The organism is Bordetella sp. FB-8 (assembly GCF_000382185.1).
In the GTDB taxonomy this organism is placed as follows: domain Bacteria; phylum Pseudomonadota; class Gammaproteobacteria; order Burkholderiales; family Burkholderiaceae_B; genus Bordetella.
Map to the genome: position 1 here is coordinate 3035822 of NZ_KB907784.1, position 17363 is coordinate 3053184.

General features: G+C 65.1%; 18 protein-coding genes. 4 read left to right on the plus strand and 14 right to left on the minus strand.

Annotated features, from left to right (window positions below):
• Window positions 1-5: 5 nt before the first annotated feature.
• The 8 genes from H143_RS20795 to H143_RS0114535 all read right to left on the minus strand — a co-directional run bounded on the left by H143_RS20795 (window position 6) and on the right by H143_RS0114535 (window position 6761).
• Window positions 6-1427 (minus strand): GGDEF domain-containing protein, encoded by a 1422-nt coding sequence (locus H143_RS20795; protein WP_231378509.1) that lies wholly within the window; start codon window positions 1425-1427, stop codon window positions 6-8.
• A gap of 91 nt (window positions 1428-1518) precedes the next feature.
• Entirely contained in the window at window positions 1519-2127 is a 609-nt protein-coding gene (locus tag H143_RS0114505) for a nucleoside triphosphate pyrophosphatase (RefSeq protein WP_019938978.1), read from the minus strand.
• Window positions 2124-2594, minus strand: coding sequence for a 23S rRNA (pseudouridine(1915)-N(3))-methyltransferase RlmH (rlmH, locus tag H143_RS0114510; protein WP_019938979.1), 471 nt, complete (start codon window positions 2592-2594; stop codon window positions 2124-2126). Before rlmH ends, H143_RS0114505 begins: the two co-directional genes overlap by 4 nt.
• A gap of 206 nt (window positions 2595-2800) precedes the next feature.
• Entirely contained in the window at window positions 2801-3205 is a 405-nt protein-coding gene (gene rsfS / locus H143_RS0114515; RefSeq protein WP_019938980.1) for a ribosome silencing factor, read from the minus strand.
• Between the two features lie 13 nt (window positions 3206-3218).
• On the minus strand, window positions 3219-3809 hold the full coding sequence (gene nadD / locus H143_RS0114520; protein ID WP_019938981.1) for a nicotinate (nicotinamide) nucleotide adenylyltransferase: 591 nt from the start codon (window positions 3807-3809) through the stop codon (window positions 3219-3221).
• Between the two features lie 8 nt (window positions 3810-3817).
• Window positions 3818-4741, minus strand: coding sequence for an oxygen-dependent coproporphyrinogen oxidase (gene hemF, locus H143_RS0114525; protein WP_019938982.1), 924 nt, complete (start codon window positions 4739-4741; stop codon window positions 3818-3820).
• A complete protein-coding gene (gene purD, locus H143_RS0114530) occupies window positions 4738-6033 on the minus strand; it encodes a phosphoribosylamine--glycine ligase (protein WP_019938983.1) in 1296 nt (431 codons plus the stop codon). Before purD ends, hemF begins: the two co-directional genes overlap by 4 nt.
• Window positions 6030-6761, minus strand: a complete 732-nt coding sequence (locus H143_RS0114535; RefSeq protein WP_019938984.1) for a YebC/PmpR family DNA-binding transcriptional regulator — start codon at window positions 6759-6761, stop codon at window positions 6030-6032. The genes purD and H143_RS0114535 overlap by 4 nt, the downstream gene beginning before the upstream one ends.
• A gap of 148 nt (window positions 6762-6909) precedes the next feature.
• Here H143_RS0114535 and H143_RS0114540 point away from each other — a divergent pair, with 148 nt between their 5' ends.
• A complete protein-coding gene (locus H143_RS0114540) occupies window positions 6910-7842 on the plus strand; it encodes a glyoxylate/hydroxypyruvate reductase A (protein ID WP_019938985.1) in 933 nt (310 codons plus the stop codon).
• 3 nt (window positions 7843-7845) lie between these two features.
• Here the strand turns inward: H143_RS0114540 and H143_RS0114545 are convergent, their stop codons facing one another.
• The 5 genes from H143_RS0114545 to H143_RS20800 form a co-directional block, all read right to left on the minus strand.
• A complete protein-coding gene (locus H143_RS0114545) occupies window positions 7846-9432 on the minus strand; it encodes a DHA2 family efflux MFS transporter permease subunit (protein ID WP_019938986.1) in 1587 nt (528 codons plus the stop codon).
• Between the two features lie 43 nt (window positions 9433-9475).
• On the minus strand, window positions 9476-10663 hold the full coding sequence (locus H143_RS0114550) for an HlyD family efflux transporter periplasmic adaptor subunit (RefSeq protein WP_019938987.1): 1188 nt from the start codon (window positions 10661-10663) through the stop codon (window positions 9476-9478).
• A 26-nt stretch (window positions 10664-10689) separates the two neighbouring features.
• On the minus strand, window positions 10690-12153 hold the full coding sequence (locus H143_RS0114555) for an efflux transporter outer membrane subunit (protein ID WP_019938988.1): 1464 nt from the start codon (window positions 12151-12153) through the stop codon (window positions 10690-10692).
• Between the two features lie 110 nt (window positions 12154-12263).
• Window positions 12264-12758, minus strand: a complete 495-nt coding sequence (locus H143_RS0114560) for a MarR family winged helix-turn-helix transcriptional regulator (protein ID WP_026350077.1) — start codon at window positions 12756-12758, stop codon at window positions 12264-12266.
• 43 nt (window positions 12759-12801) lie between these two features.
• Complete coding sequence (locus tag H143_RS20800) at window positions 12802-13692, minus strand: DMT family transporter (RefSeq protein ID WP_033366688.1); 891 nt, start codon at window positions 13690-13692, stop codon at window positions 12802-12804.
• 133 nt (window positions 13693-13825) lie between these two features.
• Here H143_RS20800 and H143_RS0114570 point away from each other — a divergent pair, with 133 nt between their 5' ends.
• The 3 genes from H143_RS0114570 to H143_RS0114580 are packed head-to-tail and all read left to right on the plus strand — an operon-like array spanning window position 13826 to window position 16577.
• On the plus strand, window positions 13826-14812 hold the full coding sequence (locus H143_RS0114570) for a quinone oxidoreductase (RefSeq protein WP_019938991.1): 987 nt from the start codon (window positions 13826-13828) through the stop codon (window positions 14810-14812).
• A 13-nt stretch (window positions 14813-14825) separates the two neighbouring features.
• On the plus strand, window positions 14826-15908 hold the full coding sequence (locus tag H143_RS0114575; protein ID WP_019938992.1) for a glycosyltransferase family 2 protein: 1083 nt from the start codon (window positions 14826-14828) through the stop codon (window positions 15906-15908).
• Between the two features lie 30 nt (window positions 15909-15938).
• The gene (locus H143_RS0114580) at window positions 15939-16577 is read left to right on the plus strand and encodes a LysE family translocator (protein WP_019938993.1); all 639 of its coding nucleotides are present in this window, start codon (window positions 15939-15941) and stop codon (window positions 16575-16577) included.
• A gap of 1 nt (window position 16578) precedes the next feature.
• On the opposite strand, the gene H143_RS0114585 is transcribed toward H143_RS0114580, so the two are convergent.
• Window positions 16579-17361, minus strand: a complete 783-nt coding sequence (locus H143_RS0114585; protein WP_026350078.1) for a YfaP family protein — start codon at window positions 17359-17361, stop codon at window positions 16579-16581.
• Window positions 17362-17363: the final 2 nt, after the last annotated feature.

The following is a 17363-nucleotide window of genomic DNA, read 5'->3' on the forward strand; positions in this document are numbered from 1 at the left end:
TGGACTCAATGCGTGGAGGTGCCGATCCACCCTTCGCCGGGTGCGCGAGGCTCATGGAAGAGATAGCGGCCGCGTCCGGCGTTCTTGGCTGCGTACAGCGCCGCATCGGCGTGCTTGAGCAGATCGTGGGCAGTGTCGCCGTCGTCGGGGGCCAGCGCGACGCCTATGCTCGTGCCGATAGTCAGCGCCACGCCGTTGATCAGGAAGGGGCGCTGTAGCGCTTCGAGGATGCGCTCGGCCAGCTTGCTGGCTTCCTGCTTCGCGTCGCGCATGACGGTCTGCACCACGACGAACTCATCGCCGCCCAGCCTTACAGCAAGATCTTCGGAGCCGAGCAGCAGATTCAGGCGATCGCCGACGGCTACGAGCAGCGCGTCGCCCGCGGCGTGGCCATGGCTGTCGTTGACCGGCTTGAAACGATCCAGGTCGAACAGCATCAGGTTGAAGCGGTCGCCCGAGGGCAGCGCTGCGATCATGCGCGTCAGCACGCGGTTGAGAAAGGCGCGGTTGGGCAGGCCCGTCAGCGCGTCGTGATGCGCCATGTGTTCCAGTCGTACGGCGGTTTCCCTGATGGACAGCAACTGCTCGCGTTCGACTGCAGCTTTGCGCAGCGTCTCGATGGCGTCGGCGAGCTGGCCGATTTCATCCGGCCTGCCCTGGTGCGGCGTGACGGTCTGGATATCGCCCTGCGCCATGCCGATGAGCGAGCGGATCAGCGTCGGTACGGGGCCGAACAGGCGACGCAGGAGCCAGATAATAGCCAATGTGGCAGCCAGCAGCACGATCAGCAGCACCAGCAAGGCATTGTGGATGAGGGTGTTGCGCGTGCGGTAGAGCTGCTCTCGCGTGCCGATACTCGAAATCAGGGCGCCAGTCTGCTTGCCCAGCCGCGTTGCGATGGGAATGGCGTTGACGAAGTATTCATGGCCGTTGATGCGGGCAAATCCAGTGTAGGGTTCTCTGAGGTTCTGTAGTTTGGACGAAACCTGCTTCCTGTCGAATTCCGACGAACCTGCGTCGGCGCTGACCAGGGTATAGCCCGGGGTCTTGTCCGGCTGGTAGTGGAGCAGCCATACATTGTTCAGGGTTTGCGCCGACGCCAGCGCCAGGACGTCGACAGGGCTGAATCCCGTTTGCAGGATGGAGTCTTCGTCGCCCAGTGGCGTATCCGAAACGATGCGGGTGACCCGCCCGCTCGGATCGTTCTGCACCGTGACGAAGGTGTAGATGCCACGTATGGCGGTGGTGGAGATCTGGGTGTCGATGGTGGCCTGGTTCCACCATTGGTCGCGCGAAATGCGCTCGACCACGATGAAACCGATGCTCGCGCCTATACCGTAGGCCAGCATTACGGCGCCCAGCAGGAACAGCACTGTCTTGCCCAGAAGCGACTGGCGCCAGCGCGGTGCGGCGCCGTTTGCTGGCAAGCTGGGCTGCGCAGGCGGCGGCGATGCTTGCGGGTTGGGCCGGAATTGCTCCATAGCGTTGAGGTTATTACAAATCGACCGACCCGGCACCTTATGGCAGATCGATGCCGCCCCGGGCAAGCAATTGGGCTGTCTCGTACAAAGGCAGGCCCATCACCCCGCTGTAGCTGCCCGTGATGCGCTCGATGAAAATACCGGCCACGCCCTGGATACCGTAGGCGCCAGCCTTGCCATAGGGTTCTCCGCTGTCGCAGTAGCGTTCCCGCTCCAAGGCGGTCGTGGCACGCAGGGCGACCTGGGTGACGCAGACCGCTTCGAACAGGTGTCCGGGCGTGGCCAGGGCGACGGCGGTGCGGACTTCGTGCGTGGTGCCCGACAGGGACCGCAGTATGCGCAGGGCGTCGGCTCGGTCGACCGGTTTGCCCAGTACGGCGCCATCGAGAATGACGGTGGTGTCGGCCGCGAGCACCGGCAGGACGTCAAGCGACTGGCGCATCATCCATGCTTGGCCGCGTTGGGCTTTTTCGCGGGCGGTGCGCAGCACGTAGTCGGCGGGACTTTCGCCGGGCAGTTGCGGTTCGTCTTCGCCCGCAGGAGCCGGTGTATGCAGGACTTGATGCATCAGGCCGATCTGCAGCAGCAGCTCCCGACGGCGTGGGCTGGCCGAGGCTAGATAGAGGCGGGGGGCGGGGGGATTCATGCTCGATGATAGGGGTGATGGGTCATGATGGCCCAGGCGCGGTAGAGCTGTTCGGCCAGGAGCACGCGCACCATGGGATGCGGCAGCGTCAGCGAGGACAGGCGCAGCATGCCGTCGCACGAGGTTTTCAGCGCAGCGTCAAGGCCGTCGGGGCCGCCTACGAGAAAGGCCACGTCGCGGCCGTCCGAGCGCCATTGTTCCAGTTGTTTGGACAGCGCCATGGTGGTGAGATCCCGGCCCCGTTCGTCCAGCGCGAGCCGCAGGGCGTTGGCGGGCAGGGCGGCTTCGATCCGCCGGGCTTCGGCGGTCATCATCTGGGCGGGGGTTTTCCCCGAGGTGCGAGGTTCGGGTTTGATTTCGCGCAATTCCAGGGCGCAGTCGGCCGGAAGGCGTTTGGCGTAGTCGTCCCAGGCGGTCTGCACCCATTCGGGCATGCGGTTGCCCACGGCGAGGATGATGAGCTTCATGGGCTTTCTGTGCAGGTGATCGCAGGGTTCTTAAAACGTCGGTCGCGTGGCGCAGTGCGGCGGGCACGCGGCCTGGTCGGCTGAATTGGCCCCTGGGCGAGGTCTGGGCCATCGCACGAGTAAAAATGGCGGGCCGCGTGCCCGCCGCACCTGCGCCATGCGACCGACTTCCTATTGACGAGGTGGCATGAGTTTGCTTGAACGGATTAAGAGCTCGGATCGCTATCGCTCTGAACCAACCCCCCCATCCCAGGACGGGTCGATTCCGGCAGCAGCTTCACGCGCACTGGCTTGTCACCCCAGATCTCTTCCAGGTTGTAGTACTGGCGGATGGCGGGCTGCATGACGTGGACAACGATGTCCCCCAGGTCGACGACGACCCATTCACCGGTGGCCTCGCCTTCGATCGTGATGCCGGTGAGCTTGAGCTCGCGGCCACAGTTGGCGACGCTGGACGCGAGCGCCCGCGTCTGGCGGTTGGAGGTGGCGCTGGCCAGGACGACGCGGTCGAACAGGCTGGTGAGATGGGTGGTGTTGAAGACTTTGATGTCCTGCGCCTTGACGTCCTCAAGGGCGTCGATGACGGCGCGTTGTAGTTTTTGTATGTCCATGGTTCGGTCCGGTCTAGGTGTAGAGTTGGTGCGTGGCGATATAAGCGGCCACGTCGGGATCAAGCAGGCCTAGCGTCGAGGCGCCGGTTGCCAGCCGGACGCGGATGTCGGAGGCGGAGACATCCAGGGGCTGGAAGGGTAGCTGTTCCAAGAGGCGGTGGCGCTCGGCGAGCCAGGCCGCCAGCTCGTCGGGCGCGCGCAGGGGCGTGCCGGGGCGCACTGCGACGGCCAGGATGACGCGGTCGGCGATTTCCCGCCATTCGCGCCAGGTGCAGAAATTGGTCAGTTGGTCGGCGCCCAGCAGCCAGATGTAATGCGGCCCGGCGGGCATGGCGCGCAGCGTTTCCACCGTGTAGGTGGCGCCGCCGCGTTCGATCTCGATGGGGTTGGTTGTCAGACCGGGGTGTTTGGCCGCGACAATCTCCAGCATGCGCAGACGATGCTCGGGCGCAGCCTTCAGATTGTCGCGCTGCCAAGGGACGGCGGCCGGAATCAGCTGGACTTCGTCGAGTCCGAGGGTCTGCAGGGCTGTCAGGGCCAGGGCGGTGTGTGCTTGGTGAACGGGGTCGAAGCTGCCGCCCAGCAGGCCGATGCGTTTAGCCATGCTTGCGCTTATACCCAGTCCCGCGGCGCGAGAAAACCGTGCAGGCGGGCTTCGGGCGTATCCGGCTCAGGCTGCCAGTCGTAGCGCCAGTTGGCCACCGGCGGCATGGACAACAGGATGGACTCGGTGCGGCCGCCCGACTGCAGGCCGAAGAGCGTTCCCCGGTCGTAGACCAGGTTGAATTCGACATAGCGGCCGCGCCGGTAGCCCTGAAAGTCGCGCTCGCGCTGGCCATAGGGCGTTTTACATCGCCGTTCGACGATGGGCAGGTAGGCGTCCAGGAAGCAGTCGCCCACCGCGCGGGTCAAGGCGAATGAGGTGTCGAAGCCGGGTTCGCAGAGGTCGTCGTAGAAGACCCCGCCTATGCCGCGCGCCTCGTTGCGGTGCTTGAGGAAGAAGTACTCGTCGCACCAGCGCTTGTAACGCGGGTAGTAGTCGGCGCCGAAGGGCGAGAGTGCGTCGCGGCAAACGCCGTGGAAATGGCGGGCGTCGTCCTCGTACGCGTAGTAGGGTGTGAGATCCAACCCTCCGCCGAACCAGAACGCGTCGCTCTCGTCGTGCTCCGGCCGCGCGAGCGCGTGAAACATGCGCACGTTCATGTGTGTGGTGGGCACGTAGGGGTTACGCGGATGCAGCACCATGGACACGCCCATCGCCTCCCAGGCGCGGCCAGCCAGCTCGGGCCGATGGGCGCTAGCCGAGGGAGGCAGGCGCGTGCCGCTGACGTGAGAGAACAGTACCGCGCCGCGCTCGAAGAGCTGGCCGCCTTCGATCAGGCGCGACCTGCCTGCGCCGCCTTCGGGGCGTTGCCAGTCGTCGGCGCGGAAGGCATCGCCGTCGGCTTTTTCCAGTGCGGCGACGATGCGGGACTGCAAGTCCACCAGGTAGCTGCGCACGGGCGCTGTGTCCAAGGAGCTGGGTTTGGCGCTCATTTGCGTTGCTGCGAAGGCTTGAGCGCGCGCCAGCCGATGTCGCGGCGGTACTGGGCGCCGTCGAACATGATGGCCGACACGGTCTTGTACACGCGGTCCTGTGCCATGCGCACCGAGTCTCCCAGGGCGGTGACGCATAGCACGCGGCCGCCGCACGTTCTGACCACACCGTTCTCCAGTTTGGTGCCGGCGTGAAAGACCATGCAGTCCTCGGCCGCGGCGGGCAGACCGGTGATGGCGTCGCCCGAACGCGGAGTGCCCGGATAGTTGTGCGCGGCCATGACCACGCCCAGCGCCGTGCGGCGGTCCCACACGATGTCGGCCTTGTCGAGCGTGCCGCTGAGGGCGTGCTCGATGGCATCGAGCAGGTCGCTCTTGACGCGCATCATGATAGGCTGGGTTTCCGGGTCTCCCATGCGGCAGTTGAATTCCAGCGTCTTGAGCGCACGGGTGGCATCCTCGCCCGGGCCTATCATCAGGCCGGCGTACAGGAAGCCGGTGTAGACGATGCCGTCGGCCGCCATGCCGTTGACGGTGGGCAGGATGACTTCCTTGAGGATGCGGTGGTGCAGCTCGGGGGTGACGATGGGCGCGGGCGAATAGGCACCCATGCCACCCGTATTGGGACCGGCGTCGCCGTCCCGCAAGCGCTTGTGGTCTTGGCTGGTGGCCAGGGCCAGCACGTTGCGGCCGTCGCTCATGACGATAAAACTGGCTTCTTCGCCGGTGAGGAATTCCTCGATGACCACGCGCGCGCCCGCCGCGCCCAATGACCCGTCGCCCAGCATGGCGTCGACCGCGGCGTGGGCATCGTCCAGCGTCATGGCCACGACCACGCCCTTGCCGGCCGCCAGGCCGTCGGCCTTGATGACGATCGGGGCGCCTTCCTGGTCGATATAGGCGTGAGCCTGGATCGGGTCGGTGAAGGTCTGGTAGCGCGCCGTCGGAATTTTGTGGCGCATCATGAAGGCCTTGGCGTAGTCCTTCGAGCTTTCCAGCTGTGCGGCCGCCTTGGTGGGACCGAAGATTTTCAGGCCGCGTGAGCGGAAAAGATCGACCACGCCGGCCGCCAGGGGCGCCTCGGGGCCGACCACGGTGATACCGATATCCTCGCGCTGGGCGAAATCGGCCAGCTCCTCGAGCGAGCCGTAGGGAACGGTATCCAGCAGCGAGTCGAGCGCAGTGCCGCCGTTGCCGGGGGCAACGTAGACCCGCTGCACGCGGGAGGATTGGGAAAGGCGCCAAGCCAGGGCATGTTCACGGCCGCCCGAGCCGATAACCAGAACTTTCATTGAGCCTCGTCGAATACGACGTTGGTATAGACGTCTTGCACGTCGTCCAGGTCTTCCAGGACGTCGAGCAGCTTTTGCATTTTGAGGGCGTCGTCGCCGGTGAGCTCGGTTTCATTGAGCGCCTTCATGACGACGCCGTCGACTTCGGCCTTCAGGCCCGCGGCGGCCAGGGCCTGCCTGACGGCAGGGTAGCTGCCGGGCGCGCAGATGACCTCGATGCCGCCCTCGTCGTCGGAAACGACGTCTTCAGCGCCGGCATCGAGCGCAGCCTCCATGATTTTTTCCTCGGAATTGCCGGGAGCGAACAGGAACTGGCCGCAATGCTTGAACATGAACTCGACCGAGCCGGGCGTGCCCAGGTTGCCGCCGTTCTTGGTAAAGGCGTGACGCACTTCGGCGGCGGTGCGGGTGCGGTTGTCGGTGGTGCAATCGACGATCACGGCCGCGCCACCCACGCCGTAGCCTTCGTAGCGGGCTTCCTCGTAGTTGTCGCCATCGGCGCCCCCGGCCCCGCGGGCGATGGCGCGCTGGATGTTGTCCTTGGGCATGTTGGCGTCGGTCGCCTTGTCCCAGGCCATGCGCAGGCGGGGGTTGCTGTCCGGGTCGGCGCCGCCGGCGCGGGCGGCCACGGTGATTTCACGGATGATCTTGGTCCAGAGCTTGCCCCGCTTGGCGTCCTGGCGGCCCTTGCGGTGCTGGATGTTGGCCCATTTACTGTGTCCGGCCATATTTTTCTCGTAGGTGATTCTGATTCGGCAAAGTAACCATTTTAGCCTGCCGGGAACCGGTCCAGGCGGGTAGACTGGACTTGTTTCGGCACGGGTATATCATCGGCCACTTATCCGCCGATTCCGCCGGATCAGGGAGGGTGCCAGTTTGAAGATCATTTGCGCGTCCACTTCAGCGGTCGAACAAGCGACTTGGTGCGAGCTGCTGGCCGCGGCGCTTCCGCACGCGGATGTATTCCCATGGCAGGACGACGGCCCGGCCTGTGATGCCGACGTCGCCGTGGTGTGGCGGCCGCCGGCCGACCTGTTCAAGCGCGAACGCGAACTGCGCGTCGTATTCAACCTGGGGGCGGGGGTGGATGCCCTGCTCAAGCTGCCCAGCCTGCCGGACGATGTAGTCATCGTGCGTCTGGAAGACGCGGGCATGGCCGCTCAGATGGCCGAATACGTGGCGCATTACGTCGTGCGCGCCAGCCGGCAATTCGAACAATACGAAGTCTTGCAGAAGGCTGGGCGCTGGCAGCCTCTGCCCGAGATCGACCGCAGGCAATGGCCGATAGGCATTATGGGGCTTGGCGTGCTGGGCACCAGCGTGGCGCGCGCGATGGTGGGGCTGGACTATCCGGTGGCCGGCTGGTCGCGAAGCGGCCGCAGGCTTGAAGGAGTGCGCACCTTTGCCGGGCGCGACGCGCTGCCGGCCTTCCTGGCCCGCACGCGCGTGCTGGTCAATCTGCTGCCCCTGACGCAGGATACCGAGGGCATACTCTGCCGCGAGACGCTGTCGCAGCTGCTGCCGGATTCACACCTTATCAATCTTGGGAGAGGCACCCACCTGGTGGAGGAGGATCTGGTGCCGCTGCTCGACAGCGGACGCATGGCCGGCGCCATGCTGGACGTGTTCCGCGTCGAACCCCTGCCGGACGGGCACCCTTTCTGGACCCACCCGCGCATCAGAATCACGCCGCACGTGGCTGCCATCACCTTGCGGCGCGAGACGATCGAGCAGATCGGCACCAAGATCCTGGCCTTCATGCGCGGCGAGACCATCACGGGCGTCGTGACGCGCGAACGCGGCTACTGAACTTCAGTGCGCGCCGGCCGCCGCTTCGGCCGCGCCGCCGCCCTGGCTTTGCTTGCGGTTCTTGGAAAACCACACCATACCCGTCAATAGCAGGAAAATTATCGCCGAACCGAAGAAAAGATCGACCGCCGACATGGTGAAGGCCTGAACGTTGATGATGTTGTTGAGTATCCCCAGCGACTGCCCCTGGCTGAATCCGTCATGCTTGAGCACGCCCATGGTGTGATCGAAGGCCGGCTGTCCGGGTTTGGCGATTTCTGTAAGTCGGGCGTGATGCAGCGTTGCCCGGTTGTCCCAGAGCGTGGTGATGATCGAGGTGCCGAAGCCTCCCGCCAGCAGGCGCGCGAAGTTCGACAGACCTGCGGCGGCGGGGATGCGCCAGGGTTCGATCTGTGACAGGGTGATTGAGGTCAGCGGCACGAAAAAGCCCGCCATGGCCGCGCCCTGGATGATGGTGGGAATCATCAGCGTGCCCACGTCGGTTTCGGTATTGAAACCCGCCCGCATCCACGACACCGTCGCGAAGATGAGAAAGGACACCGTGACGATGGCGCGCGGATCGAAGCGGGTCAGCAGTTTGCCGACCACGGGCGTGAGAATAATGGCCAGGATGCCCACGGGCGCGGTCACCACGCCAGCGTAGGTGGCGGTATAACCCATGTAGGTCTGCAGCCACAGCGGCAGCAGCACGACCGTGCCGAAAAATACGCCATAGGCTACGGCCAGCGTAGCCGCACCAACGGTGAAGTTGCGGACCTTGAATAGCCGCAGATCCACCACTGGATGGTTATCGGTGAGTTCCCAGATAATGAAGAACACGAAGGCGATGACGACCAGGATGGCCAGGACGACGATGGTCGAACTCCCGAACCAGCCCAGTTCCTTGCCCTTGTCCAGCATGATTTGCAGGGAACCCACCCAGACTACCAGCAAGGCCAGGCCTATCTTGTCGATGGGCAGCTTGTGTGTGACCGATTCCCGGTCTTTGTAAATGCTCCAGCTGATCCAGGCGGCGATCAGGCCCACCGGCACATTGATGTAGAAGATCCAGGGCCAAGTGTAATTGTCGGAGATCCATCCCCCTAGTAGCGGTCCTGCCACGGGCGCGACCAGGGTGGTCATGGCCCAGATAGCCAGTGCCATGCCGGATTTTTCCTTGGGGAAGCTGCCCAGCATAAGGGTCTGCGACAGGGGAATCATGGGGCCGGCCACGGCGCCCTGCAGCACGCGGAAGGCCACCAGCGCTCCGAACGTGGGCGAGAAGCCGCACAGCCACGAGGCCAACACGAAGAGCAGCGTCGAGAGCAGGAATAGCCGCACCTGGCCGAAACGCTGGGTAAGCCAGCCTGTCAGCGGGACGGTGATGGCATTGGCTACCGCGAAAGAGGTGATGACCCAGGTGCCCTGGCTGGTGCTCACGCCCAAGTTGCCCGAAATCGTCGGAATCGATACGTTGGCGATCGAGGTGTCGAGCACGTTCATGAACACGGCCGTCGACAGTGCGATCGCGCCCAGGATGCGCTTGCCGCCTTCCAGCGGCGGATACACCTTCGGCGCCGGGGGCCTGCCGACCGGCGGTTCGGCTGGCATGTCCGGGGTGTGATCTAGAGTGTCGCTCATGGCTTTACAGACCTTATTGCAGGTTGGCCTTGATGATGCTGCTGATCAGCGCGTCGGCCTTGGTGTTCGATTCATCGAAGACCGGCGTGCTCAGGGCGGCCTGACTCTTTTCGGCCTTGGCGGCGTTGCCGGGTGCGGCTGTGTCGACCTCGACGTCCAAGGATAGGCCCACGCGCAGCGGATGCTGCTTCAGTTCGTCCGGGTCGATGGCCACGCGCACGGGCACCCGCTGCACCACCTTGATCCAGTTGCCGGTGGCGTTCTGCGCCGGAAGCAGAGCAAAGGCGCTGCCGGTACCTGCGTCCATGCCGACTACGATGCCGTGATAGGTGACCGAGCTGCCATACAGGTCGGATTTGATTGTCGCGGGTTGGCCGACCTTCATTTTGCGCAGCTGGCCTTCTTTGAAGTTGGCTTCGACCCAGACCTGGTTGAGCGGCACGACGTTCATCAGCACCGAGCCGGGGGCCACGCGCTGGCCCACCTGCACGCTGCGGCGCGCAACCACGCCGTCGACGGGCGCGGGCAGTACGGTACGCGATTTGGCCAGCCAGGCGGCACGCACGGCCGCCGCGGCCACGCGCACATCGGGATGCTGCTCGATGGTGGTGCCGTGGGTCAGGGCCAGGTTGGTCGCCAACTGAGCCTGCGCGGCGGTCAGGGTAGCCTTGGCCTGCGCCAGGTTGGATGTCGCAGTCTTGACAGCCACGTCGGCGTGCAACAGTTCCTCACCGCTCACGCCGCCCGAGCCGGACAAGGCCTGGCGGCGCTTGAAATCGCTTTGAGCGCGGGCCAGATCGGCCTGGGCGCGGCCGATCTCGGCTTGGCGCACTTCGACCTGGGCGGCCAGGGCGTCGTTCTGCACATAGCGGGTGCGCACTTGGCGCACAGTTTGCGCCAGTTGGGCTTCGGCCTTGGCCAAGGCCACATCGGCGTCGGCCGGATCGATGCGGACCAGGGGTTGGCCGACCTTGACCGTGCGGGTGTCGTCGGTATCGATGGCGATCACGGTGCCGGCAATCTGCGGCGTGATCTGCACCAGATTGCCGTGGACGTAGGCGTCGTCGGTGTCTTCAAAGTGCGAACCGTATACGAACCACCACGCGGCATAGGCGATGCCGAGCAGGACGAAGACGGTCGCCGCCGTGACCAGCAGGCGGGTACGTTTGGGATTGGGCAGGGGGGTTGGCGTTGCACTCATGATGGCGTCTGGTAGGGGAGTGGTATTCAGTCGGAAGTTTTGTCGGCGGACTGGGCTGCCGCAGTGTTCGTCTGGGTGTCAGTCTGTGCCGGCTTGGCCTGGCTCGGACCCCGGTAACCGCCGCCCAACGCATAGGCCAGGTCGGCATCGAGTTGGTAGGCGCGCATGCGCAGGTCGGTGTCGCGCCGGTCTTCGGCCAGCACGCCGTTCTGCGCGACGAGCACGGACAGGTAGTTGCCCAGTCCGGACTTGTAGCGCTGCACCGCGAGCTGGTAGGCGTCGTCGATGGCGGAGCGTGCCTGGTGCTCTTCCTGCTTTTCGCGCTGGATCAGGCGCAGCGCGTCGATGGCGTCGGCCGTCTGGCGCACTGCATCGAGCACGGTGCGGTTGTAGTCGGCCACTGCCGAGTCCGCTTCGGCGCGGCGGCCGGCCAGTTGCGCGTTCAGTTCGCCGCCATGAAATAGGGGCAGTGTGATGGCCGGCCCGAAGCCGAAAGTCTTGCCTTGGCTGAACATGGTGCTCAGCGGCCCCAGGGCCTCATAGCCGGCGAAGGCCACCAGGTTCACGTCCGGATAGAACGCGGTCTTGGCGACGTCGACCTGGCTGCGCGCGGCCTCGGCGCGCCAGCGCGCGGCAATCACGTCAGGGCGGCGGCCCAGCAGCGCCAGTGGCACGGAAGCGGGCAGCACGCCGCTGGGTGCGGTGAACTTGGCTTGCATAATGGCCTTGCCGCGCTGCGGACCCGCGCCCACCAGCGCGGCGATCTGGTTGCGCAACTGGGCGATGGTGGTGTCCTCCTGGGTCAGATCCACCTTTACCGAGGCGAGCGCGGATTCGGACTGCTTGACTTCGACCTGCGTGTCCAGTCCGGCCTTTTGGCGGCCCTGCGTCAGGTCGTAGAGCGCCTCGCGCTGTTTGGCGATCGCCTGCAGCACATCGTGCTGAGCCAGCGCATTCTGCAGGTTCAGGTAGCTTTGGACCACGGAGTGCGCGAGCAGGTTGCGGGCGGCCTGAGCATCGGCCGCGGCGGCGTCGCGTTCAGAGACTGCGGCTTTGAGCAGATCGCGGTTCTTGCCCCAGAAATCGAGCTCGTAGCTGAAATTGAGCGTCAGGCGGTTGTCGCTGAAATTGTTCCCACCGTAGGGGGGCGGGTAGATGTAGCCGTTGGGAAAGCGCGTGCGGTCGAGTGAGTAGCCCGCATCCAGTCTGGGCATGAGAGGCGCGCGGGCACGGCCGACCGAGGCGTTGGCTTGGGCCAGGCGGGCTTGGGCGGCGATCATCGTGGGACTGCCGGCCAGGGCTTCCCGGACCAGTTGGTCCAATTGAGGGTCACCATAGCGGCGCCACCATTGCGCGTCGGGCCAGGTCACCGATTGTTTGGCTAGACCCAGCTTGGCGCCGTCGAGCTGGGCTGCCGGCGGAGCGGAGGGTTCCATCAGGGCGCAGCCGCTTAGCGACAGCGCGAGGGTGGTAAGGAGTAGGCGTTTCATGCTGATTCTGCTTCGAGGGCGATTTATATGGCTATCTATATTTGACTATGCAGTTATTTTTTCGACAAACGATGTTGCGATCCGCTGCTGGCGGGCACGAAAGGCCCGCGTTATTCGGGCAGATCGAAAGAACCGTTTGCAAGCATGCGGCGCAGCATGTGGCGCAGTTGGGCGACTTCCTCGACGGAGAATCCACGCAGGTGTTGGTTGAGCACCCTGTCCACGCAGGGCGGAATCTGCTGGCCTTTTTCCTTGCCGGTCTCGGTCAGCTCGATCTTGATGGTGCGACGATCTTCATGACTGCGGGTCCGGCGCAGCAGGCCCTTGGCCTCCAGGCGGTCCAGCGTTCGGGTCATGGCACTGGTGTCGACGCCGGCCAGGCGGGCCAGTTCGGCGGGCGTGTCGGCCCTGCCGTTGTAGATGCCGATCATCGGCCGCCACTGCATGGCGGTCAGATCGAGTGCGACCATTTCCTGGTCGAGCGCCCGGTTCATCGACAGGTTCACCAGTTTGACCAGGAACCCGACATTATCCTTGCCGACGCAACTTTTTCCGCCGCGGTAATGAAGGTGGGTATCGTTGCTGGATGGACTGGTGGCGCTCATGATGGGCGCCAATTTAATTGCCTAGGCAAATACTGTCAAGTCACTATTTGCTATGGCTTACTATTTCCCGCGGTCGGGGTTGCGCCGTGGAGCGCCGCACCCCCGACCAGACGATGGCGGCGATCACGATCCCGCCGCCGGCCAGCATGCGCAGCGTAGGCTGCTGACCGAACAGTGCCCAGGCGAAAGCGATACCGTAGACCGGCTCGAGCGCGATCACCGTGCCGGCCGTGCTGGCCTTGAGTCCGACCAGGCTGGAAATGAAGAGGTAATGCGCCAGGCCGGTACAGAACACGCCCAGCATGGCCAGCCAGAACCAGTCCCATGCGGTGGCGCCGGCCAGCTGAGAGGCTGCGGGCAGCATGACCAGGCTGACCACCACGTTCTGCCAGCAGGCGACCTGGATCGGGTCCATGCGCACGGTGCTGCGGCGGTTGCACAAGGCCAGCAGGGCAAAGCACAGGCCCGACAGCACGCCCCAGCCCAGGCCCTCGGTGCCCTGGTTGGCGAAGTCGAAGGCGGGTGTCACCAGGATCAGGCCCAGGGTAACCAGCGCCACTGTCAGCCATTCGGCCTTGCGGGTGTGCTCTCGCAGCAGCACAGCCTCGAGCAGAATGGTGAAGGCCGGAAAGCTGGCAAAGCCCAGCGTGGCCACGGCAATGCCGCCCGTCTTGACACCCTGGAAGAAGGTCACCCAGTGGGCGGCCAGCAGGCAGCCGGTAATGATCAATACGAAGAGCTGCGCGGGCGTGAGCACACCCAGCAATGGGCGGCGCTGCAGCCTACCGACGCAGATCAGGGTCAGCACTGCGCACAGCGCGCGTCCCAGCGTGATGGCCGATGCATCGGCCGTGATCAGGTGGCCGATTACGCCGACGATGCCAAAGCACAGGGCGACGACATGCACATACAAAAGGGCGCGGCCATGCGAGATGGGGGAGGAAGCAATAGGGGGATTCGAGCGTGCCATGCCGATCGGAGGAAAATGTGCCGGCGCGCCATCATCGGCGAGCCAAAGCTAAAATCATCTCACGAATTGCAGCGCCGATATGGCAAAGGAGACCCGCATGGCCCGCACAGTCAAGGCAATCCAGATCGAACAGCATGGCGGCCCCGAAGTACTCAAGCTCGTGGACGTCGAACTGGCGCCGCCCGCGCCCGACGAGGTCACCGTCCGGCAGCATGCCGTGGGCCTGAACTTCATCGACATCTATTACCGCACCGGCCTGTATCCGCATCCCTTGCCGCACGGCCTGGGCAACGAGGGCGCCGGCGTGGTTCAAGCCGTCGGCTCCGCGGTCAGGCACCTGAAGGTGGGCGACCGCGTGGCCTATGCGCAGAGTCCGCTGGGCGCCTACGCCGAGGCGCGCAACGTGCCGGCATCGGTGCTGGTCAAGCTGCCCAAGGGCATCGGTTTCGACGATGCCGCGGCCATGATGCTCAAGGGTTTGACGGTGCAGTACCTGTTTCGCCAGACCTATCGTCTGCAGGGCGGCGAGACCATCCTGTTCCATGCGGCCGCCGGCGGCGTGGGCCTGATCGCCTGCCAATGGGCCAAGGCCCTGGGCGTCAAGCTCATCGGCACGGTATCCAGCCCCGAGAAGGCCGAGCTGGCCATGAAGAACGGTGCCTGGAAGACCATCGACTATTCGCGCGAGAACATCGTCGAGCGCGTGATGGAGCTGACCAAGGGCAAGAAAGTGCCGGTGGTCTACGACGGGGTGGGCAAGGACACCTGGGAATCCTCGCTCGACTGCATCGAGCCGCGCGGGCTGATGGTGAGCTTTGGCAACGCCTCCGGACCGGTCACGGGCGTGAACGTGGGCATACTCAGCCAGAAAGGCAGCCTGTACCTGACGCGCCCGACCCTGGGCACGCACGTCAACACGCCCGAAAAACTCAAGTCCGCGTCGGACGAGCTGTTCGATCTGGTCCTGAAGAAAAAGATCAAGATCGCCATTTCGCAGCGCTATCCGCTGGCGCAGGCCGGCCAGGCCCAGGCGGAACTGGCGGCGCGCAAGACCACGGGCGCCACGGTGCTCACGCTGGACTGACCGGAGCGAGGCGATGGCGGTCTCCGTGGATCTTGCGCTGCTCGTCATCGCCAGGAACGAGGCGCAGGGCATCGCCCGTTGCCTGGAAAGCGCCAGGCCCCATGTCGGCAGGATGGTGGTGCTCGACACCGGTTCCACCGACGGCACCGTCGAGATCGCGCGAGCCTGCGGCGCCCAGGTGCATCAGGAGCCATGGCGCGACGATTTTTCCTGGGCGCGCAACCGGGCGCTCGAATTGGCCGACGCCGACTGGAGCCTCTTTCTCGACGCCGACGAGTGGATAGAAAGCGGCGGCGAGTCGCTGTCCCAGGCGGTGCTGGCGTCCGGGTCCAGGCTGGGCGCCGTCCTGGTCAGGAGCGACTTCACCCAGGGCGGCCTCGTGCAGCAGGCCGGTTCCTGGCTGACCCGGCTGCTTCCGCGCGGCGCCCGCTTCCAGGGGCGCGTGCATGAGCAGGTCGTCGCCGACCTGCCCAGGCAGCGCCTGTCGTTGGTGGTTGGCCATTCAGGCTATCAGCCCCAGGCCATGCTGGCCAAGCGCGGACGCAATCGGGCCTTGCTGCTGCAGGAACTCGCGTCGCAACCCGAACATCCCTACGTCCTCTACCAATTGGGCAAGGACTGCGAGGTTTCCGGAGAGCTGGCGCCAGCCTGCGACCATTATCTCAAGGCCGGCGCGGCCTGTCCCGAGAGCGCGCCGTACGCCCACGACCTGCATGTGCGCCTGCTCTATTGCCTGGGCAAGTCCGGCCGCCTGGACGATGCGCTCGTCCTGGCCGCGGACATGATGGAGCGCTGGCGCGGTTCGCCCGATTTCTTTTTTATCGTGGGCAATTTGTTCCTGGACCGGGCCATCGCGCATCCGCAAACCGCGTCGTCCGAATCCCTGCCCATGGTCGAGCAGGCCTGGCTGCGTTGCCTGTCCCTCGGCGAGTGTCCCGATCTGGAGGGTAGTGTCGCGGGGCGGGGCAGTTTTCTCGCCGCGCATAATCTGGCGGTGCTCTACGAAGGGCTGGGCCGCAAGGACGAGGCCGGTCGCTATGCGCAGTTGGCCGCGCAGATGCGGGCCGCACAACAGGGCGGATCCGGGTCGCGGTAGCCAGCACTTGAACACGCGCGGGAGAAACCAATGAGCGCACTGATCGCAGTCTTGAGCATCGCCGGCGCCCTGTGCCTGGGGGCCATGAGTCCGGGCCCCAGTTTCGTGCTGGTCGCCCGTACGGCTGTCGGGACGTCCCGGCGCGACGGCATGGCCACGGCGCTGGGCATGGGCGTGGGCGGCGTGGTGTTCAGCGTCCTGGCTCTTGCGGGGCTCTACACCGTTCTTTCCATGGTTGCTTGGCTGTATGCGGCCCTGAAGATCGGGGGCGGCCTCTACCTGCTCTTCCTGGCCGTGAAGATATGGCGCGGCGCCCGCCAGCCTTTTGCCTTCGACCAGGGCATCCCTGCGCAAAGGTCGGGTGCCAAGCCTGCCTTCTGGGTCGGCCTTGCCACGCAGCTGAGCAACCCCAAGACGGCCATCGTCTACGGCAGCGTCTTCGTTTCGCTGCTGCCGCAGCATCCGCCGGCCTGGTGCTATGCCGCCCTGCCTGCCATCGTGTTCACGATCGAAGCCGGGTGGTATACAGTGGTCGCCCTGTGCTTTTCCAGTCAGCGTCCGCGCAGCCTTTATCTTCGGGCCAAGGCCTGGATCGATCGCCTCTCGGCCGGCGTCATCGCGGCGCTGGGCCTGCGCCTGATCCTGACAGCCGGCAAGTCCGGCATCTGACTCAATTGCCCATCACGAAACGCTTGACCAGCACGGTTTCGCCCGGCCTGCGCATGGGCACCGTGAAGGTCTCGATCTTTTCGTCCGGCGTGCCCTCGTCGGTGATGACATTGACCTGCGCCATGGTCAGGAATTGGTCGCTATTGCCGTTGTTGGCGAAGTAATTCACGTAGATGAGGTAAGTGCCGGCCTCAGGCGAGGGGTTCGAGTAGATCTCGGGGCCGAAACCCGTGGTCACGTCCACATCGAGCGCACCGCCGTTGGGCGACACGCGCTCGCCGTAGTAGGTGTGCGTGCCGTCGGGAGAAATGATGTGCAGATCCAGGTCGGTGTTGTCGGTATCCCAGCCCAGCACCACGCGCAGGCGCGGCTTGATCTTGCCCGCGTAGGCGTCGTAGAACTGGACGCGCTTGTGAGTGCCGTCCGGCGTGATCAGCTCGACGCCGTTGCTGCCCGAATCGAAGGCGTAGGGGCGTGAGAATCGGCCGTCTTCCTCGATGCGCTGCGGCATGGCGATGCCGTTGACCACCAGCGTGCCGACCGAGACGGCCGGTTTGCTTTTGGGATTGGCCTTGATGCTGCCTGCGATCATGGCCAGGCGGGATTGGTCTTCGGGCGTATTGACCACCGACGCGGGGTAGTGGACCTCCTGCGTATAGCGTTCCTTGTCGCCGGCGCTGTTGCGCCAGCCGTTCAGCGGCGCCTCGAAGGTGACGGTTTCGGCACGGGCCCAGCTCGCGGCGCAGGCGGCCGCCAGGCACAGGATCATGGCGAGTGTTTTCATGC